Raw genomic sequence first — 19018 nt, 5'->3', positions numbered from 1 at the left:
TTGGCTGCGACTGCCTGGGCAAGGCAAAGGTTCATAGCTGGCAGTACCAGCCTAAAACCCACTTGGTGTGATCCACACCCGGCAAGACCCGTACAAATTTGCCATCATGTCCATTCCACCCGCGGAGATCATGGACATGCCGCTACGCCCCCTCATCGCCTCCCTACTGTTGGCTGCGAGCCTCACCGCCCAGGCCGCCACCGAGGTAGTGCCGCTTCAGCACCGCAGCAGCGCCGAACTGCTGCCCACCGCCCAGGCCTTCCTGGGCAAGGACGGCAGCGTCAGCGCCTTCGAGAACAAGTTGATCGTCAACGCCGAGCCGGAGCGCATCGACGACCTGCGCACCCTGCTGCAACAACTCGATACCGCCCCCAAGCGCCTGCTGATCAGCGTCGACAACAACGACAGCAACTTCCAGGACAATCGCGGCAACGCCCGGGTCATCCGCTACGGCACCGCCAATCGCGACGGCGGCATGCAGCAAGTGCAGGCCAGCGAGGGCCAGCCGGCGTTGATCCAGGTCGGTCAAAGCATCCCCATCACCAGCAGCAGCACCGACGGTTACGGGCGCATCCAGACCAACACCGAATACCGCAACGTGACCCAGGGTTTCTATGTCACGCCGAGCCTGAGCGGTGAGACGGTTCGCCTGGCAATCAGCAGCAATAATGATCGAATGAGCAGCGAACGTCCCGATGTAGTGAAAGTGCAAAGCACCGACACAACCGTCACCGGCAAGCTCGGCGAATGGATCACCCTGGCCGGGTTCAATCAGCAGAGCCAAGCCGAGCGCAACCCGTCAAGCCTCAGTTACAGCACCCAGCGCGGTGAAAACATGACATTGCGTGTCAAAGTCGACCTTCTGGACTGATCCCAGGCAATTCAAGGCCTCGACCAAAGGCCTTGAAACTGACTGCCGAGTCGCATTAGACCAAAGATGTAGTAACCAGAAAAAAGCACTACAAAACATTTGACAGGTACTTTTTGCCAAGGGCATGATGGCCTCGCTCCCGCTAATCAGAGGCCCTGGCAAGGGTCTTCGAGGCGCGCTCCTCCCACCCCTGGAGGCGCTTCGTGTCTATACGGCCCACAAGGCGGTTCGACCGGATTGCGACTGCAACGAGAAGTTGTCCCGAGGGACGGAAGCGCATCACCGCAGTCACCAGGCAAGCCATGTCGCACCGCAGCAAGGCATCCACGAGCCGACCTGCAGCCATCGCTGACCCACGCTGCACCTCCTTCCCCTTCGAGCCTTCGCGTTCGCCGTCGCAACACCGCCGAACAGGACAGCCGTCAGGCCTCTGATCCGCGACTTTTGAGCATCAGCACAATTACCCCAAGATCGATGCGACGAGGTTTATTTCCATGGCACTGACACGCGAACAGCAAATTGCAGCCCTCGAGAAAGACTGGGCCGAGAACCCGCGCTGGAAAGGCGTGACCCGTACCTACACGGCCGCTGATGTCGTTCGCCTGCGTGGCTCGCTGCAACCGGAGCACACCCTGGCCCAGGTGGGTGCAGAAAAACTGTGGAAGCTGGTCACCCAAGGTGCCCACCCCTCTTTCCGCCCTGAAAAAGATTTCGTCAACTGCATGGGTGCCCTCACCGGCGGCCAGGCAGTTCAGCAGGTAAAGGCCGGTATCCAGGCTATCTACCTGTCCGGCTGGCAGGTTGCCGCCGACAACAACTCGGCCGAGTCGATGTACCCCGACCAGTCGCTGTACCCGGTCGACTCGGTTCCGACCGTGGTCAAGCGCATCAACAACTCGTTCCGCCGCGCCGACCAGATCCAGTGGAAAGCTGGCAAGAACCCAGGTGACGAAGGTTACATCGACTACTTCGCGCCAATCGTGGCCGACGCTGAAGCCGGTTTCGGCGGCGTGCTGAACGCCTACGAGCTGATGAAGAACATGATCGAAGCGGGCGCCGCTGGCGTGCACTTCGAAGACCAGCTGGCTTCGGTGAAAAAATGCGGTCACATGGGCGGCAAGGTACTGGTACCGACCCAGGAAGCCGTACAAAAGCTGGTCGCTGCACGTCTGGCTGCCGACGTTGCCGGCGTACCGACCATCATCCTGGCCCGTACCGACGCCAACGCAGCCGACCTGCTGACCAGCGACTGCGACCCGTACGATCAGCCGTTCGTGCTCGGTGAGCGCACCCGTGAAGGCTTCTACAAGGTGCGTGCCGGCCTCGACCAGGCCATTGCTCGCGGCCTGGCCTACGCGCCGTACGCCGACCTGATCTGGTGTGAGACCGCCAAGCCGGACCTGGACGAAGCGCGTCGTTTCGCCGAGGCGATCAAGAAGGAGTACCCAGACCAACTGCTGTCGTACAACTGCTCGCCTTCGTTCAACTGGAAGAAGAACCTGGACGATGCCACCATCGCCAAGTTCCAGCGCGAACTGTCGGCCATGGGCTACAAGCACCAGTTCATCACCCTGGCTGGCATCCACAACATGTGGCACGGCATGTTCAACCTGGCGCACGACTACGCCCGCAACGACATGACCGCCTACGTGAAGCTGCAGGAGCAGGAGTTCGCCGACGCCAGCAAAGGCTACACCTTCGTGGCGCACCAGCAGGAAGTGGGTACTGGCTACTTCGACGACATGACCACGGTGATCCAGGGTGGCGCTTCGTCGGTGACCGCGCTGACCGGTTCGACTGAGGAAGAGCAGTTCCACTAATAATGAGTGGGTTACTGCTGGAATGAAGAAGGCCCGGGCCACCGTCGAGGTGCCCGGGCCTTTTGTCGTCTGCGTCTGTACGGGCCTCATCGCGGGCAAGCCCGCTCCTACAGGTCATGCGCCACATTTGAAATCGGCGCATGACCTGAGCGGGCTTGCCCGTGATGAGGCCGTTACGGGCAGCAACAGAGGTTAGGGTCTATGCTTGCCCCATAACTACAGCAAGGACTGCCCATGTCCCGCCCATTCAGCCTGTTGCTATTGGCCCTGGTCGCCGCTGCCCTCTATCTCTATTCACTGGCCAGCGGCAACGCTGTGCTTGCCCTGCTGGCCAAACCGATTCCGGTGCTGGCCCTGATCCTCTGGCTGCGAACCACCCCAGCCACGACCTACCGCCGCTGGATCATGATCGGCCTTGGTTTTTCGGTACTCGGCGACATACTCCTGGCAATCCCCGCGGATCTGTTCGTATTCGGCCTGGGCGCCTTCCTCTTTGCCCACCTGGCCTACCTGCGCGGCTACTATAGCCAGAACCGCCAGAGCGCCCTGCCCGCCCTGTTGCTCGCCGCGGTCGCTGGCAGCGGCTTGTTCTACCTGCTCGCCAGCCACGGCCTTGGGCCCCTGTTACTACCGGTGGCGCTGTACGCCCTGGTGATCAGCGCAATGCTCTGGCGCGCCCTGGCCTGCGGTGGCCTGGCCGCGCTCGGTGCCTGCCTGTTCGTGTTCTCCGACAGCCTAATCGGGGTCGACCGCTTCGTCAGCCCGTTCGCTGCGGCGCAGTACCTGATCATCCTCGCCTACTGGCTCGGTCAATGGGCGATCGCTTCGTCGGCCGCACGCGGCTCAATCGATAAAGTATTGATCCAGAGCGGGGCACGCGGTGCGCAAAACTGCTAGAACGAGAGTTTTTCGCATTTGCAAGTAGCGAGGTTTGCCCAATGAACTTTGCAAGGCCCAGACCCGGTAAAGTTAACCGGCTCAAATCAAATGATATTAATTATCATTACGCAACTTACAAGTCGTTACGCGAGGCAAGAAACATAATTAACAAAAGCAGGCCTAATGCCCGAATACCAAGGCTTTCAGCCAGTTACAAAAGATTTTTGTTCTTAATCCTACGAATAAATTTGCGACAGAAATTTTACTTGCACTGGGTTTACCCATAAAATCAGCGCGATTGATTCAGCTGCGACATTTGGTCACTGCACCTGCGACACCACGTCGCCGCTTTACTTATTTCAGACTGCAGAGCTGGGTCTCTGTATAAGGATCTCTAGCATGTCCGATTCGGCAGGACTCATCGCCCACAACTGGGGCTTTGCCATCTTCCTCCTGGGTGTCGTCGGCCTGTGTGCCTTCATGCTCGGTCTGTCCAGCCTGCTCGGTAGCAAGGCCTGGGGCCGCGCCAAGAACGAACCCTTCGAATCCGGCATGCTGCCCGTCGGCAGCGCCCGCCTACGCCTGTCCGCCAAATTCTATCTGGTCGCGATGCTGTTCGTGATCTTCGATATCGAAGCCCTCTTTCTCTTTGCATGGTCTGTGTCCGTCCGCGAAAGCGGCTGGACCGGATTCGTCGAAGCACTCGTTTTCATAGCAATTCTGTTGGCAGGTCTTGTCTACCTATGGCGCGTCGGGGCACTTGATTGGGCTCCCGAAGGTCGCCGCAAGCGGCAAGCGAAGCTGAAACAATGAGGCTTTGGCATGCAATACAATCTCACCAGAATCGATCCGGATGCGCCCAACGAGCAGTATCCGGTCGGTGAGCGGGAAACCGTCACCGACCAACTGCTAGAGGACCAGGTCCACAAGAACATCTACATGGGGAAACTCGAAGATGTCCTGCGTGGCGCGGTCAACTGGGGGCGCAAGAACTCCCTCTGGCCGTATAACTTCGGCCTGTCCTGCTGCTACGTGGAAATGACCACGGCCTTCACGGCACCCCACGACATCGCCCGCTTCGGCGCCGAAGTCATCCGGGCCTCGCCGCGTCAGGCCGACTTCATGGTCATCGCCGGGACCTGCTTCATCAAGATGGCGCCGATCATCCAGCGCCTGTATGAGCAGATGCTCGAACCTAAATGGGTCATTTCCATGGGTTCGTGCGCCAACTCCGGCGGCATGTACGACATTTACTCGGTCGTTCAGGGGGTCGACAAGTTCCTCCCCGTGGATGTCTACGTACCTGGCTGCCCGCCACGCCCTGAGGCGTTCCTGCAAGGCTTGATGCTGCTGCAGGAATCGATCGGACAGGAGCGACGCCCGCTTTCCTGGGTGGTTGGTGATCAAGGCATTTACCGTGCCGAGATGCCTGCCCAGAAAGACCTGCGTCGCGAACAGCGTATCGCGGTAACCAACCTGCGCAGCCCCGACGAAGTCTGATCCAGCGACCTGCCGCCCGCTCCCCCTGGAGCCGGCGGCCTGGCTTCATTCTCTACGTTGACCCAAAGCGACCGAGACCATGACAGCGGACAACGCTATTTTCATTCCGCCTTACAAGGCTGACGACCAAGATGTGGTCGTCGAACTGAACAACCGTTTTGGCGCCGAAGCATTCGTCGCCCAAGAGACCCGCACCGGCATGCCTGTGCTGTGGGTCAAGCGCGCCCAGCTCAAAGAGGTGCTCAGCTTCCTGCGCGGCGTCGCCAAACCCTACAGCATGCTGTACGACCTGCACGGTGTCGACGAGCGCCTGCGCACCCAGCGCCGCGGCCTGCCCGCCGCCGACTTCAGCGTGTTCTACCACCTGCTGTCGGTCGAGCGTAACAGCGACGTGATGATCAAGGTCGCGCTCAGCGAAGGCGACCTGAACCTGCCGACCGTGACCGGCATCTGGCCAAACGCCAACTGGTACGAGCGCGAAGTCTGGGACATGTTCGGCATCGACTTTGCCGGCCACCCGCACCTGAGCCGGATCATGATGCCGCCGACCTGGGAAGGTCACCCGCTGCGCAAGGACTACCCTGCCCGCGCCACTGAGTTCGATCCCTACAGCCTGACCCTGGCCAAGCAGCAGCTTGAAGAGGAATCGGCTCGCTTCAACCCGGAAGCCTGGGGCATGAAGCGCCAGGGCGCCAACGAGGACTACATGTTCCTCAACCTTGGCCCCAACCACCCGTCCGCGCACGGTGCGTTCCGTATCGTCCTGCAGCTGGACGGCGAAGAGATCGTCGACTGCGTCCCGGACATCGGCTACCACCACCGTGGTGCCGAGAAGATGGCCGAGCGTCAGTCCTGGCACAGCTTCATCCCCTACACCGACCGTATCGACTACCTCGGCGGGGTGATGAACAACCTGCCGTACGTGCTCGCGGTCGAGAAACTCGCCGGTATCCAGGTGCCGCAGAAAGTCGACGTGATTCGTATCATGCTCGCCGAATTCTTCCGCATCACCAGCCACCTATTGTTCCTGGGTACCTATATCCAGGACGTCGGCGCCATGACCCCGGTGTTCTTCACCTTCACCGACCGCCAGCGCGCCTACACCGTGATCGAAGCGATCACCGGCTTCCGCCTGCACCCGGCCTGGTACCGCATCGGTGGCGTCGCCCACGACCTGCCGCGCGGCTGGGACAAGCTGGTCAAGGACTTCGTCGAATGGCTGCCCAAGCGCCTCGACGAATACACCAAGGCGGCCCTGCAGAACAGCATCCTCAAAGGCCGGACCATCGGCGTTGCCGCCTACAACACCCAGGAAGCGCTGGCATGGGGCACCACCGGTGCCGGCCTGCGTTCCACCGGTTGCGACTTCGACCTGCGTAAAGCCCGCCCCTACTCCGGCTACGAGAACTTCGAGTTCGAAGTACCGCTGGCCCACAACGGCGATGCCTACGATCGCTGCATGGTCCGGGTCGAGGAGATGCGCCAGAGTATCCGCATCATCGACCAGTGCCTGCGCAACATGCCGGAAGGCCCGTACAAGGCGGACCACCCGCTGACCACGCCGCCACCGAAAGAGCGCACCCTGCAGCACATCGAGACCTTGATCACGCACTTCCTGCAAGTCTCGTGGGGCCCGGTCATGCCGGCCAACGAGTCGTTCCAGATGATCGAAGCGACCAAGGGCATCAACAGTTACTACCTGACGAGCGATGGCGGCACCATGAGCTACCGCACCCGGATTCGTACCCCAAGCTACCCGCACCTGCAGCAGATCCCTTCGGTGATCAAAGGCAGCATGGTCGCGGACTTGATCGCGTACCTGGGCAGTATCGACTTCGTTATGGCTGACGTGGACCGCTAAGCATGAACAGCACGCTTATCCAAACCGACCGTTTCGCCCTGAGCGAAACCGAGCGCTCGGCCATCGAGCACGAGATGCACCACTACGAGGACCCGCGCGCGGCGTCCATCGAAGCCCTGAAGATCGTCCAGAAACAGCGCGGCTGGGTGCCTGACGGCGCCATCTACGCGATCGGCGAGATTCTCGGCATCCCGGCCAGCGACGTCGAAGGTGTGGCTACGTTCTACAGCCAGATCTTCCGTCAGCCGGTTGGCCGCCACATCATTCGCGTGTGCGACAGCATGGTCTGCTACATCGGCGGCCATGAATCGGTCGTCAGCCAGATCCAGAGCGAGCTGGGCATCGGCCTGGGCCAGACCACCGCAGACGGGCGTTTCACCCTGCTGCCGGTGTGCTGCCTGGGCAACTGCGACAAGGCCCCGGCGCTGATGATCGACGATGACACCTTTGGCGACGTGCAGCCTGCTGGCGTCACCAAACTGCTGGAGGGTTACGTATGACCATCACTTCCTTCGGCCCGGCCAACCGCATCGCGCGCGCAGCCGAAACCCACCCGCTGACCTGGCGCCTGCGTGACGACGGCGAGCCAGTCTGGCTCGCCGAGTACCAGGCCAAGGACGGCTACGCCGCCGCCCGCAAGGCACTGGCGCAGATGTCCCAGGACGATATCGTCCAGACCGTCAAGGACGCCGGCCTCAAGGGCCGTGGTGGCGCTGGCTTCCCCACTGGGGTGAAGTGGGGCCTGATGCCCAAAGACGAATCCATGAACATCCGCTACCTGCTGTGCAACGCGGACGAAATGGAGCCCAACACCTGGAAGGACCGCATGCTGATGGAGCAACAGCCCCATCTGCTGGTCGAGGGCATGCTGATCAGCGCCCGCGCCCTGAAGGCCTACCGCGGCTACATCTTCCTGCGTGGCGAGTACACCACCGCCGCCAAGAACCTCAACCGCGCCATCGATGAAGCCAAGGCCGCAGGCCTGCTGGGCAAGAACATCCTGGGCAGCGGTTTTGATTTCGAGCTGTTCGTGCACACCGGTGCCGGGCGCTACATCTGCGGTGAAGAAACCGCACTGATCAACTCGCTCGAAGGCCGCCGCGCCAACCCGCGCTCCAAGCCGCCCTTCCCTGCCGCCGTGGGCGTGTGGGGCAAGCCGACCTGCGTGAACAACGTCGAAACCCTGTGCAACGTTCCGGCCATCGTCGGCAACGGCGTCGACTGGTACAAGTCGCTGGCCCGCGAAGGCAGCGAAGACCACGGCACCAAGCTGATGGGCTTCTCCGGCAAGGTAAAGAACCCTGGCCTGTGGGAGCTGCCGTTCGGCGTTACCGCCCGCGAGCTGTTCGAAGACTACGCCGGTGGCATGCGCGATGGCTTCAAGCTCAAGTGCTGGCAGCCTGGCGGCGCCGGTACCGGTTTCCTGCTGCCAGAGCATCTGGATGCGCAGATGTACGCCGGCGGTATCGCCAAGGTTGGTACGCGGATGGGTACGGGCCTGGCCATGGCGGTCGATGACAGCATCAACATGGTCTCGCTGCTGCGCAACATGGAAGAGTTCTTCGCCCGCGAATCGTGCGGCTGGTGCACCCCATGCCGTGACGGCCTGCCCTGGAGCGTGAAGATGCTGCGCTCGCTGGAGCAAGGCCAAGGCCGCGCCGAAGACATCGAGACTCTGCTGGGCCTGGTCAACTTCCTCGGCCCTGGCCGCACCTTCTGTGCTCACGCACCCGGTGCCGTCGAGCCATTGGGCAGTGCCATCAAGTACTTCCGGTCCGAGTTCGAGGCCGGCGTCGCCAGCGATTGCGCCAGCGAAGCCCTGCGCCCGAACCTGGCCAAGCCAATTCCGACCGGGCCGATCGTGGTCGGCGCATAACAAGATCAAGTGCGGGTGGTCCGTGCCATCCGCCAGCCTCGCAGGCTCGTCCGAGTGTATCGGGCAGAGCCGCAGGCACACCGATTTCCATTAGCCACGCCTGCTCACGCGGGCCAACGAAGAACTTTGAACCATGGCCACTATCCACGTAGACGGCAAAGCGCTCGAAGTCAACGGTGCGGACAACCTGTTACAGGCCTGTCTGTCGCTCGGCCTCGACATCCCTTATTTCTGCTGGCACCCGGCGCTCGGTAGCGTCGGTGCCTGCCGGCAGTGTGCGGTCAAGCAGTACACCGACGAGAACGACACCCGTGGTCGTATCGTCATGTCGTGCATGACCCCTGCCTCCGACGGCACCTGGATCTCCATCGAAGATGAAGAGTCCAAGGCATTTCGCGCCAGCGTCGTCGAATGGCTGATGACCAACCACCCGCACGACTGCCCAGTCTGCGAGGAAGGCGGTCACTGCCACCTGCAAGACATGACGGTGATGACCGGCCACAACGAGCGCCGTTACCGTTTCACCAAGCGTACCCACCAGAACCAGGACCTCGGCCCGTTCATTTCCCACGAAATGAACCGCTGCATCGCCTGCTATCGCTGCGTGCGTTACTACAAGGACTACGCCGGCGGCACCGATCTGGGCGTCTATGGCGCCCACGACAACGTGTACTTCGGTCGCGTTGAAGACGGCGTGCTCGAAAGCGAGTTCTCCGGCAACCTCACCGAGGTCTGCCCGACCGGTGTGTTCACCGACAAGACCCACTCCGAACGCTACAACCGTAAGTGGGACATGCAGTTTGCCCCAAGCATCTGCCATGGCTGCTCAAGCGGCTGCAACATCAGCCCGGGCGAGCGCTACGGCGAACTGCGCCGGATCGAGAACCGCTTCAACGGCTCGGTCAACCAGTACTTCCTGTGCGACCGTGGCCGCTTCGGCTACGGCTATGTCAACCGCAAGGACCGTCCGCGCCAGCCACACCTGGCCGATGGCACCAAGCTGGGCCTGGACGCTGCCCTGGACAAGGCCGCCGACCTGCTGCGCGGCCGCACCATCGTCGGTATCGGCTCGCCACGCGCCAGCCTGGAAAGCAACTACGGCCTGCGCGAGCTGGTCGGTGCCGAGTACTTCTATTCGGGTATGGAAGCGGGCGAACTGGCCCGTGTCCGCCTGGCACTGAATGTACTCAACGCCAGCCCCCTGCCCGTGCCGACCCTGCGCGAGATCGAAGATCACGACGCCGTGTTCGTGCTCGGTGAAGACCTGACCCAGACCGCCGCCCGCGTTGCCCTGGCCGTGCGCCAGGCCACCAAAGGCAAGGCCGAAGCCATGGCCGACGCCATGCGCGTACAGCCTTGGCTCGACGCTGCGGTGAAGAACATCGGCCAGCACGCGCTGTACCCGCTGTTCATCGCCAGCCTTGCTGAAACCAAGCTCGACGACGTCGCCGAAGAGTGCGTGCACGCAGCCCCCGCCGACCTGGCGCGCCTGGGCTTTGCCGTGGCCCACGCCATCGACCCAAGCGCTCCGGCCGTAGCAGGCCTGGACGATGACGCCAAGGCCCTGGCCCAGCGCATCGCCGACGCCCTGGTCGCCGCCCAGCGTCCGCTGGTGGTTGCCGGTACCTCGCTGGCCGACCCGGCCCTGATCGAAGCTGCCGCCAACATCGCCAAGGCGCTCAAGCTGCGCGAGAAGAACGGCTCGCTGAGCCTGGTCGTACCTGAGGCCAACAGCCTCGGCCTGGCCATGCTCGGCGGTGATTCGGTGGATGCCGCGCTGGATGCAGTGATCAGCGGCAAAGCCGACGCCATCGTGGTGGTGGAAAACGACCTGTACGCCCGCGTCCCGGCCGCCAAGGTCGACGCGGCCCTGGCCGCAGCCAAGGTGGTGATCGTCGCCGATCACTCCAAGACCGCCACCAGCGACCGCGCCCACCTGGTCCTGCCAGCGGCATCGTTCGCCGAAGGCGACGGCACCCTGGTCAGCCAGGAAGGCCGTGCCCAGCGCTTCTTCCAGGTGTTCGATCCGACCTACCTGGACAGCAGCATCCAGATCCACGAAGGCTGGCGCTGGATGCACGCCCTGCGTGCCACCCTGCTCAACAAGCCGGTCGACTGGACCCAGCTGGACCACGTCACCAGCGCCTGCGCCGAAGCCGCGCCGCAACTGGCCGGGATCGTCAACGCCGCGCCAAGTGCTGCGTTCCGCATCAAGGGCATGAAGCTTGCCCGTGAGCCGCTGCGCTACTCCGGCCGTACTGCCATGCGCGCCAACATCAGCGTGCACGAACCGCGCACCCCGCAAGACAAAGACTCCGCGTTCGCCTTCTCCATGGAAGGCTACTCGGGCTCGGTCGAGCCCCGTCAGCAGGTGCCATTTGCCTGGTCGCCGGGCTGGAACTCGCCGCAGGCCTGGAACAAGTTCCAGGACGAAGTCGGTGGCCACCTGCGTGCCGGTGACCCAGGCATCCGCCTGATCGAGTCGCAGGGTGATCGCCTGAGCTGGTTCAACGCCATTCCGGGCGCCTTCAACCCGGCCCGTGGCAGCTGGACTGCAGTACCGTTCTTCCACCTGTTCGGCAGCGAAGAGAGCTCCTCGCGCGCCGCGCCCGTGCAAGAGCGCATCCCGGCCGCCTACGTGGCCCTGGCCAAGTCCGAAGCCGATCGCCTGGGCGTCAACGACGGTGCAATGCTGAGCCTGACCGTGGCCGGTGTGGCACTGCGCCTGCCGCTGCGGATCAATGAACAGCTGGGCGCAGGCCTGGTCGCGTTGCCGAAAGGCCTGGCCGGCATTCCGCCAGCCATCTTCGGTGCATCCGTAGAAGGCCTGCAGGAGGCAGCACAATGAGCTGGTTCACCCCCGAAGTGATCGATGCGATCATCGCCGTGGTCAAGGCCGTGGTGGTCTTGCTGGCCGTGGTGGTCTGCGGCGCGCTGCTCAGCTTCGTCGAGCGGCGCCTGCTGGGCTGGTGGCAGGACCGTTATGGTCCGAACCGGGTTGGCCCGTTCGGCATGTTCCAGATCGCAGCAGACATGCTGAAGATGTTCTTCAAGGAAGACTGGAACCCGCCCTTCGTCGATCGGATGATCTTCACCCTGGCACCGGTGGTGGCGATGAGCGCCCTGCTGATTGCCTTCTCGATCATCCCGATCACCCCGACCTGGGGCGTTGCCGACCTGAACATCGGCCTGCTGTTCTTCTTCGCCATGGCCGGTCTGTCGGTCTACGCCGTGCTGTTCGCCGGCTGGTCGTCGAACAACAAGTACGCCCTGCTCGGCAGCCTGCGGGCCTCGGCACAGACCGTCTCGTACGAGGTGTTCCTGGGCCTGGCACTGATGGGCGTGGTGGTGCAGGTTGGCTCGTTCAACATGCGCGACATCGTCGACTACCAGGCGCAGAACCTGTGGTTCATCATTCCGCAGTTCTTTGGCTTCTGCACCTTCTTCATCGCAGGCGTCGCCGTGACTCACCGTCACCCGTTCGACCAGCCGGAAGCAGAACAGGAACTGGCCGACGGCTACCACATTGAATATGCCGGCATGAAATGGGGCATGTTCTTCGTCGGTGAGTACATCGGCATCATCCTCATCTCGGCGCTGCTGGTAACCCTGTTCTTCGGTGGCTGGCACGGTCCGTTCGGCATCCTGCCGCAAGTACCGTTCCTGTGGTTCGCCCTGAAGACCGCGTTCTTCATCATGCTGTTCATCCTGCTGCGCGCCTCGATCCCGCGCCCGCGCTATGACCAGGTGATGGACTTCAGCTGGAAGTTCTGCCTGCCGCTGACCCTGATCAATTTGCTGGTGACCGCTGCGCTCGTGCTTTACAACACGCCAGCCGTCGCGGCCCAGTGAGGATTTGACCCATGTTCAAGTATATCGGCGACATCGTTAAGGGCACCGGCACCCAGCTGCGCAGCCTGGCCATGGTGTTCTCCCACGGGTTCCGCAAACGCGACACCCTGCAGTACCCCGAAGAAGCTGTGTACCTGCCGCCGCGCTACCGCGGGCGCATCGTCCTCACCCGCGACCCCGATGGCGAGGAGCGCTGCGTAGCGTGCAACCTCTGCGCGGTGGCCTGCCCGGTTGGCTGCATCTCGTTGCAGAAGGCCGAGACCGAGGACGGTCGTTGGTACCCGGAGTTCTTCCGCATCAACTTCTCGCGCTGCATCTTCTGCGGCCTGTGTGAGGAAGCCTGCCCGACCACCGCGATCCAGCTCACGCCGGATTTCGAAATGGCCGAGTTCAAGCGTCAGGACCTGGTGTACGAGAAAGAAGATCTGCTGATCTCCGGCCCCGGCAAGAACCCTGACTACAACTTCTACCGTGTTGCGGGTATGGCCATCGCTGGCAAGCCGAAAGGCTCTGCACAGAACGAAGCTGAGCCGATCAACGTGAAGAGCTTGCTCCCATAAGGACAGAAAGATGGAATTCGCTTTCTACTTCGCATCCGGGATCGCCGTGGTCTCCACCCTTCGGGTGGTGACCGGTACCAACCCTGTGCATGCCCTGCTTTACCTGATCATTTCGCTGATCTCCGTGGCCATGATCTTCTTCAGCCTGGGTGCGCCGTTCGCCGGTGCCCTGGAAGTGATCGCCTACGCCGGCGCCATCATGGTGCTGTTCGTGTTCGTGGTGATGATGCTCAACCTTGGGCCGGCTTCGGTCGCCCAGGAACGAGGCTGGCTCAAGCCAGGCATCTGGGCAGGGCCGGTGTTGCTCGGCACCCTGCTGCTGCTCGAGCTGCTCTACGTGCTGTTCGTCGCGCCAAGCGGCGCCGGCATCAGCGGCACCACCGTGGACGCCAAGGCCGTCGGCATCAGCCTGTTCGGCCCTTACCTGCTGGTGGTCGAACTGGCCTCGATGCTGCTGCTCGCCGCAGCCGTCACCGCCTTCCACCTGGGCCGCAACGAGGCGAAGGAGTAAATCATGGGTGCTATCCCTCTCGAGCATGGTCTGGCGGTCGCCGGCATCCTGTTCTGCTTAGGTCTGGTTGGCCTGATGGTCCGCCGCAACATTCTCTTCGTCCTCATGAGCCTGGAAGTCATGATGAACGCCTCTGCCCTGGCGTTCATCGTCGCCGGTGCCCGTTGGGTGCAACCCGACGGCCAGGTGATGTTCATTCTGGTGATCAGCCTGGCAGCCGCCGAGGCCAGTATTGGCCTGGCGATCCTGCTGCAGCTGTATCGCCGCTTCCACACTCTCGACATCGATGCTGCCAGTGAGATGCGCGGATGAACCTTATCTTCCTGACTTTCGTCTTTCCCCTGATCGGCTTCTTGCTGCTGTCGTTCTCCCGTGGACGGTTCTCGGAGAACCTGTCCGCGCTGATCGGCGTCGGCTCGGTAGGCCTCTCGGCCGCGACGGCCGCCTACGTGATCTGGCAGTTCAACGTCGCCCCGCCTGAGGGCGGCGCGTACAGCCAGCTGCTGTGGCAGTGGATGTCGGTGGACGGCTTTGCGCCGAACTTCACCCTGTACGTGGACGGCCTGTCGGTGACCATGCTTGGCGTGGTCACTGGCGTAGGCTTTTTGATCCACCTGTTCGCCTCCTGGTACATGCGTGGTGAAGCCGGCTACTCGCGCTTCTTCTCGTACACCAACCTGTTCATCGCCAGCATGCTGTTCCTGGTACTGGGCGATAACCTGCTGTTCATCTACTTCGGCTGGGAAGGCGTGGGCCTGTGCTCGTACCTATTGATCGGTTTCTACTACAGCAACCGCAACAACGGTAACGCGGCGCTCAAGGCGTTCATCGTCACCCGCATCGGCGACGTGTTCATGGCCATCGGCCTGTTCATCCTGTTCGCCCAGCTGGGTACCCTGAACGTGCAGGAACTGCTGGTGCTGGCACCGCAGAAGTTCCAGGCTGGCGACACCTGGATGGTTCTGGCCACCCTGATGCTGCTCGGTGGTGCGGTGGGTAAATCGGCACAGCTGCCGCTGCAGACCTGGCTGGCAGACGCGATGGCCGGTCCTACCCCGGTTTCGGCCCTGATCCACGCCGCGACCATGGTGACCGCAGGCGTCTACCTGATCGCCCGTACCCACGGCCTGTTCGCCCTGGCGCCGGATATCCTGCACCTGGTCGGCATCGTCGGTGGCGTGACCCTGGTCCTGGCCGGCTTCGCCGCGCTGGTCCAGACCGACATCAAGCGTATCCTCGCCTACTCGACCATGAGCCAGATCGGCTACATGTTCCTCGCCCTGGGCGTAGGTGCCTGGGACGCGGCGATCTTCCACCTGATGACCCACGCGTTCTTCAAAGCGCTGCTGTTCCTTGCTTCCGGTGCGGTGATCGTGGCCTGCCACCACGAGCAGAACATCTTCAAGATGGGCGGCCTGTGGAAGAAACTGCCGCTGGCCTACGCCAGCTTCGTGGTCGGTGGTGCGGCCCTGGCGGCCCTGCCAATCGTCACCGTGGGCTTCTACTCCAAGGACGAGATCCTCTGGGAAGCCTTCGCCAGCGGTAACACCGGTCTGCTGTACGCCGGCCTGGTCGGTGCGTTCATGACCTCGCTGTACACCTTCCGCCTGATCTTCATCGCCTTCCACGGCGAAGCCAAGACCGAAGCCCACGCCGGCCACGGCATCAGCCACTGGCTGCCACTGGGTACCCTGATCGTGCTGTCGACCTTCGTCGGCGCCTGGATCCATCCGCCGCTGGCGGGTGTTCTGCCAGAGAGCGCTGGTCACGCTGGCGGCGAAGCCAAGCACAGCCTGGAAATCGCCTCGGGCGCCATCGCCATCGCCGGTATCCTGCTGGCTGCGGTGCTGTTCCTGGGCAAGCGTCGCCTGGTCACCGCGATCGCCAACAGCGGCATCGGCCGCGCGCTGTCGGCCTGGTGGTTCGCCGCCTGGGGCTTCGACTGGATCTACGACAAGCTGTTCGTCAAACCTTACCTGCTGATCTGCCACATCCTGCGCAAGGATCCGGTGGACCGCAGCATCGGCCTGATTCCTCGGATGGCGCGTGGCGGCCACGTCGCCATGAGCAAGACCGAGACTGGCCAGCTGCGCTGGTACACCGCTTCGATCGCCGTAGGTGCAGTACTCGTGCTCGGCGCCGTGCTGGCGGCTGCGGTATGACTATGAATCTTGCGAACCTTGCGACTTTGCCAAAGGAAACGAACCCGTCATGATTTTGCCTTGGCTGATCCTGATCCCCTTCATCGGCGGCTTCCTGTGCTGGCTGGGTGAGCGCTTCGGCTCGACCCTGCCGCGCTGGATTGCGCTGCTGACCATGTCCCTGTTGCTCGGTATCGGCCTCTGGCTGTGGGGCACCGGCGACTACACCCTGGCCCCTGCCCCGGGCGCTGAACCTGCCTGGACCTTGGAATACAAGGTCGAGTGGATCAAGCGCTTCGGCATCAGCATCCACCTGGCGCTCGATGGCCTGTCGCTGCTGATGATCCTGCTCACCGGCCTGCTCGGCGTGCTCTCGGTGCTGTGCTCGTGGAAAGAGATCCAGCGCCACGTCGGCTTCTTCCACCTCAACCTGATGTGGATCCTCGGCGGCGTGGTCGGGGTGTTCCTGGCCCTGGACCTGTTCCTGTTCTTCTTCTTCTGGGAAATGATGCTGGTGCCGATGTACTTCCTCATCGCGCTCTGGGGTCACAGCTCGGCAGATGGCAAGAAGACCCGGATCTACGCGGCGACCAAGTTCTTCATCTTCACCCAGGCCAGCGGCCTGATCATGTTGGTGGCGATCCTCGGCCTGGTGCTGGTCAACTACAACACCACCGGCGTGATCACCTTCAACTACAGCGACCTGCTCAAGGCCGAACTGCCAGCCGGTACCGAGTACCTGCTGATGCTGGGCTTCTTCATCGCCTTCGCGGTCAAGCTGCCGGTAGTGCCGTTCCATTCCTGGCTGCCTGATGCCCACGCCCAGGCGCCAACGGCAGGCTCGGTAGACCTGGCGGGTATCTTGCTGAAGACGGCGGCCTACGGCCTGCTGCGTTTCGCCCTGCCGCTGTTCCCCAATGCCTCGGCCGAGTTCGCCCCGATCGCCATGACCCTGGGCCTGATCGGTATCTTCTACGGTGCGTTCCTGGCCTTCGCGCAGACCGACATCAAGCGCCTGATCGCCTTCTCCAGCGTCTCGCACATGGGCTTCGTGCTGATCGGTATCTACTCCGGCAGCCAGCAAGCGCTGCAAGGCGCGGTGATCCAGATGCTCGCCCACGGCCTGTCGGCTGCCGCGCTGTTCATCCTGTCCGGCCAGCTGTACGAGCGCCTGCACACCCGCGACATGCGCCAGATGGGTGGCCTGTGGCACCGCATCGCCTACCTGCCGGCCATCAGCCTGTTCTTCGCTGCGGCGTCGCTGGGCCTGCCAGGCACGGGTAACTTCGTTGGCGAGTTCCTGATCCTGATCGGCAGCTTCGTCCACGTGCCGTGGATCACCGTGATCGCCACCACCGGCCTGGTCTTCGGTTCGGTCTACTCGCTGATCATGATCCACCGCGCCTACTTCGGTCCGGCCAAGTCCGACACCGTCCTGGCGGGCATGGACAGCCGCGAGCTGATCATGGTGCTGGGTCTGGCGGGGCTGCTGATTCTGCTCGGTGTCTACCCGCAGCCGTTCCTCGATACCTCTGCCGCCACCATGAGCGGTGTGCAGCAGTGGCTCGGCTCCGCTTTCACTCAACTCGCTTCGGCCCGGTAAGAGCGCTATGGAATTCACCACTCAACACTTCATCGCACTGGCGCCGATGCTGATCACCACCATCACCACGGTCGTGGTGATGCTGGCGATCGCCTGGAAGCGCAATCACTCGCAGACCTTCCTGCTGTCCACCATCGGCCTGAACCTGGCCCTACTGTCGATCCTGCCGGCGCTGAAGGTCGCGCCGCTGGCGGTCACCCCGCTGATCACCATCGACAAGTTCGCCTGCCTGTACATGGCGATCATGCTGGTCGCTACCCTGGCCTGCGTGACCCTCGCCCATGCCTACCTGGGCGAAGGCTCCAAGGGCTATCCGGGCAACCGCGAAGAGCTCTACCTGCTGCTGCTGATGTCGGCCCTGGGTGGTCTGGTGCTGGTCAGCGCCAACCACCTGGCGGGTCTGTTCATTGGCCTTGAGCTGCTGTCGGTGCCGGTCTACGGGCTGGTGGCATACGCGTTCTTCAACAAGCGCTCGCTGGAAGCCGGTATCAAGTACATGGTCTTGTCGGCCGCCGGTTCCGCCTTCCTGCTGTTCGGCATGGCACTGCTGTATGCCGATGCGGGCAGTCTGAGCTTCGACGGCATCGGCAAGGCCTTGGCCAGCACTGGCATGCCAAGCCTGCTGGCGCAACTGGGCCTGGGCATGATGCTGGTTGGCCTGGCTTTCAAGCTGTCGCTGGTGCCGTTCCACCTGTGGACCCCGGACGTCTACGAAGGCGCCCCGGCGCCGGTCGCAGCCTTCCTGGCCACCGCCAGCAAGGTCGCGGTGTTCGCCGTGGTGGTCCGCCTGTTCATGCTCTCCCCTGCCGCCAGCAGTGGCGTGCTGAGCACCGTACTGGCAGTGATCGCCGTGGCCTCGATCCTGATCGGTAACCTGTTGGCGCTGACCCAGAGCAACCTCAAGCGTCTGCTCGGTTATTCGTCGATCGCCCACTTCGGCTACCTGCTGATCGCCCTGATCGCCAGCAAGGGCCTGGCCCTGGAAGCCATGGGCGTGTACCTGGTCACCTACGTGATCACCAGCCTTGGCGCCTTCGGCGTTATCACCCTGATGTCCTCGCCGTATGCTGGCCGTGATGCCGACGCCCTGTACGAGTACCGCGGCCTGTTCTGGCGTCGTCCGTACCTGACTGCGGTATTGACCGTGATGATGCTGTCGCTGGCCGGTATCCCGCTGACTGCAGGCTTCATCGGCAAGTTCTACATCATCGCTACCGGCGTCGAGTCGCAGCTGTGGTGGTTGGTCGGTGCCCTGGTCATCGGTAGCGCCATCGGCGTGTACTACTACCTGCGGGTCATGGTTACCCTGTACCTGGTCGAGCCGAACCTGCGCCGCCACGATGCCCCGCTGAAGTGGGAGCAGCGCACCGGTGGCGTGATGCTGCTGGCCATCGCCCTGCTCGCTTTCGTCCTCGGTGTGTATCCGCAGCCGTTGCTGGAGATGGTTCAGCAGGCGGGTCTGCAACTGATCGGCTGATTGCTTCAAGGCGGTACAAGACACCTCGCTTCGGCGGGGTGTTTTTTTTGCGGCCGCTGTGCGGCCC

Annotated in this window: 16 protein-coding genes; all 16 read left to right on the top strand. The window is 62.8% G+C overall.

All coding sequences use genetic code 11. The annotated features are described in order from the left end of the window. The first annotated feature begins 136 nt into the window (after positions 1–136). The 16 genes from ACF8K2_RS23040 (at position 137) to nuoN (ending at position 18951) form a co-directional block, all read left to right on the top strand. Positions 137–871 carry a secretin N-terminal domain-containing protein gene (locus ACF8K2_RS23040; protein WP_312152867.1) on the top strand — a complete coding sequence of 245 codons (735 nt, stop codon included), beginning with the start codon at positions 137–139 and terminating at the stop codon, positions 869–871. Positions 872–1365: 494 nt separating this feature from the next. Next, a complete protein-coding gene (gene aceA / locus ACF8K2_RS23035; RefSeq protein WP_186557149.1) occupies positions 1366–2691 on the top strand; it encodes an isocitrate lyase in 1326 nt (441 codons plus the stop codon). A 234-nt stretch (positions 2692–2925) separates the two neighbouring features. Further along, positions 2926–3588, top strand: a complete 663-nt coding sequence (locus ACF8K2_RS23030; RefSeq protein WP_392467818.1) for a lysoplasmalogenase — start codon at positions 2926–2928, stop codon at positions 3586–3588. A 381-nt stretch (positions 3589–3969) separates the two neighbouring features. Further along, positions 3970–4383 carry an NADH-quinone oxidoreductase subunit A gene (locus tag ACF8K2_RS23025; protein WP_003251427.1) on the top strand — a complete coding sequence of 138 codons (414 nt, stop codon included), beginning with the start codon at positions 3970–3972 and terminating at the stop codon, positions 4381–4383. Between the two features lie 9 nt (positions 4384–4392). Next, a complete protein-coding gene (locus ACF8K2_RS23020; RefSeq protein ID WP_012313769.1) occupies positions 4393–5070 on the top strand; it encodes an NADH-quinone oxidoreductase subunit B family protein in 678 nt (225 codons plus the stop codon). A 79-nt stretch (positions 5071–5149) separates the two neighbouring features. Beyond that, the gene (nuoC, locus tag ACF8K2_RS23015; RefSeq protein ID WP_264235853.1) at positions 5150–6931 is read left to right on the top strand and encodes an NADH-quinone oxidoreductase subunit C/D; all 1782 of its coding nucleotides are present in this window, start codon (positions 5150–5152) and stop codon (positions 6929–6931) included. A gap of 2 nt (positions 6932–6933) precedes the next feature. Then, on the top strand, positions 6934–7431 hold the full coding sequence (gene nuoE / locus ACF8K2_RS23010; RefSeq protein WP_186557152.1) for an NADH-quinone oxidoreductase subunit NuoE: 498 nt from the start codon (positions 6934–6936) through the stop codon (positions 7429–7431). Next, positions 7428–8807, top strand: a complete 1380-nt coding sequence (gene nuoF, locus ACF8K2_RS23005) for an NADH-quinone oxidoreductase subunit NuoF (RefSeq protein WP_392467809.1) — start codon at positions 7428–7430, stop codon at positions 8805–8807. Before nuoE ends, nuoF begins: the two co-directional genes overlap by 4 nt. Before the next feature lie 133 nt (positions 8808–8940). Next, positions 8941–11655, top strand: coding sequence for an NADH-quinone oxidoreductase subunit NuoG (nuoG, locus tag ACF8K2_RS23000; RefSeq protein WP_392467807.1), 2715 nt, complete (start codon positions 8941–8943; stop codon positions 11653–11655). Then, positions 11652–12659: an NADH-quinone oxidoreductase subunit NuoH gene (nuoH, locus tag ACF8K2_RS22995; RefSeq protein WP_186557155.1), complete on the top strand. Its 1008-nt coding sequence runs from the start codon at positions 11652–11654 to the stop codon at positions 12657–12659. Before nuoG ends, nuoH begins: the two co-directional genes overlap by 4 nt. 11 nt (positions 12660–12670) lie before the next feature. Then, positions 12671–13219 carry an NADH-quinone oxidoreductase subunit NuoI gene (gene nuoI / locus ACF8K2_RS22990; protein WP_027592814.1) on the top strand — a complete coding sequence of 183 codons (549 nt, stop codon included), beginning with the start codon at positions 12671–12673 and terminating at the stop codon, positions 13217–13219. A 10-nt stretch (positions 13220–13229) separates the two neighbouring features. Beyond that, positions 13230–13730 carry an NADH-quinone oxidoreductase subunit J gene (nuoJ, locus tag ACF8K2_RS22985; RefSeq protein ID WP_186557156.1) on the top strand — a complete coding sequence of 167 codons (501 nt, stop codon included), beginning with the start codon at positions 13230–13232 and terminating at the stop codon, positions 13728–13730. Between the two features lie 3 nt (positions 13731–13733). After that, on the top strand, positions 13734–14042 hold the full coding sequence (gene nuoK, locus ACF8K2_RS22980; protein ID WP_008096201.1) for an NADH-quinone oxidoreductase subunit NuoK: 309 nt from the start codon (positions 13734–13736) through the stop codon (positions 14040–14042). Beyond that, positions 14039–15892 (top strand): NADH-quinone oxidoreductase subunit L, encoded by a 1854-nt coding sequence (nuoL, locus tag ACF8K2_RS22975; protein WP_264235850.1) that lies wholly within the window; start codon positions 14039–14041, stop codon positions 15890–15892. Before nuoK ends, nuoL begins: the two co-directional genes overlap by 4 nt. 49 nt (positions 15893–15941) lie before the next feature. Next, positions 15942–17474 (top strand): NADH-quinone oxidoreductase subunit M, encoded by a 1533-nt coding sequence (gene nuoM / locus ACF8K2_RS22970; RefSeq protein ID WP_186557158.1) that lies wholly within the window; start codon positions 15942–15944, stop codon positions 17472–17474. Positions 17475–17481: 7 nt separating this feature from the next. Next, positions 17482–18951 carry an NADH-quinone oxidoreductase subunit NuoN gene (gene nuoN / locus ACF8K2_RS22965; protein WP_264235849.1) on the top strand — a complete coding sequence of 490 codons (1470 nt, stop codon included), beginning with the start codon at positions 17482–17484 and terminating at the stop codon, positions 18949–18951. The last annotated feature ends 67 nt before the right edge of the window (positions 18952–19018 follow it).

Source organism: Pseudomonas sp. xss_2 (genome assembly GCF_043104195.1).
Lineage (GTDB): Bacteria > Pseudomonadota > Gammaproteobacteria > Pseudomonadales > Pseudomonadaceae > Aquipseudomonas > Aquipseudomonas urmiensis.
The sequence above is the reverse complement of the archived record's forward strand: the minus strand, read 5'-3'. Positions and strand labels throughout refer to the sequence as shown.

What these genes read in the sequence shown, in the direction of transcription:
- nuoK (WP_008096201.1), top strand. Translation starts at nt 13,734, where the DNA reads ATGGGTGCTATCCCTCTCGAGCATGGTCTGGCGGTCGCCGGCATCCTG.
- nuoF (WP_392467809.1), top strand. Translation starts at nt 7,428, where the DNA reads ATGACCATCACTTCCTTCGGCCCGGCCAACCGCATCGCGCGCGCAGCC.
- nuoH (WP_186557155.1), top strand. Translation starts at nt 11,652, where the DNA reads ATGAGCTGGTTCACCCCCGAAGTGATCGATGCGATCATCGCCGTGGTC.
- nuoI (WP_027592814.1), top strand. Translation starts at nt 12,671, where the DNA reads ATGTTCAAGTATATCGGCGACATCGTTAAGGGCACCGGCACCCAGCTG.
- ACF8K2_RS23025 (WP_003251427.1), top strand. Translation starts at nt 3,970, where the DNA reads ATGTCCGATTCGGCAGGACTCATCGCCCACAACTGGGGCTTTGCCATC.
- ACF8K2_RS23040 (WP_312152867.1), top strand. Translation starts at nt 137, where the DNA reads ATGCCGCTACGCCCCCTCATCGCCTCCCTACTGTTGGCTGCGAGCCTC.
- nuoJ (WP_186557156.1), top strand. Translation starts at nt 13,230, where the DNA reads ATGGAATTCGCTTTCTACTTCGCATCCGGGATCGCCGTGGTCTCCACC.
- nuoN (WP_264235849.1), top strand. Translation starts at nt 17,482, where the DNA reads ATGGAATTCACCACTCAACACTTCATCGCACTGGCGCCGATGCTGATC.
- aceA (WP_186557149.1), top strand. Translation starts at nt 1,366, where the DNA reads ATGGCACTGACACGCGAACAGCAAATTGCAGCCCTCGAGAAAGACTGG.
- nuoL (WP_264235850.1), top strand. Translation starts at nt 14,039, where the DNA reads ATGAACCTTATCTTCCTGACTTTCGTCTTTCCCCTGATCGGCTTCTTG.
- nuoM (WP_186557158.1), top strand. Translation starts at nt 15,942, where the DNA reads ATGATTTTGCCTTGGCTGATCCTGATCCCCTTCATCGGCGGCTTCCTG.
- nuoC (WP_264235853.1), top strand. Translation starts at nt 5,150, where the DNA reads ATGACAGCGGACAACGCTATTTTCATTCCGCCTTACAAGGCTGACGAC.
- ACF8K2_RS23020 (WP_012313769.1), top strand. Translation starts at nt 4,393, where the DNA reads ATGCAATACAATCTCACCAGAATCGATCCGGATGCGCCCAACGAGCAG.
- ACF8K2_RS23030 (WP_392467818.1), top strand. Translation starts at nt 2,926, where the DNA reads ATGTCCCGCCCATTCAGCCTGTTGCTATTGGCCCTGGTCGCCGCTGCC.
- nuoE (WP_186557152.1), top strand. Translation starts at nt 6,934, where the DNA reads ATGAACAGCACGCTTATCCAAACCGACCGTTTCGCCCTGAGCGAAACC.
- nuoG (WP_392467807.1), top strand. Translation starts at nt 8,941, where the DNA reads ATGGCCACTATCCACGTAGACGGCAAAGCGCTCGAAGTCAACGGTGCG.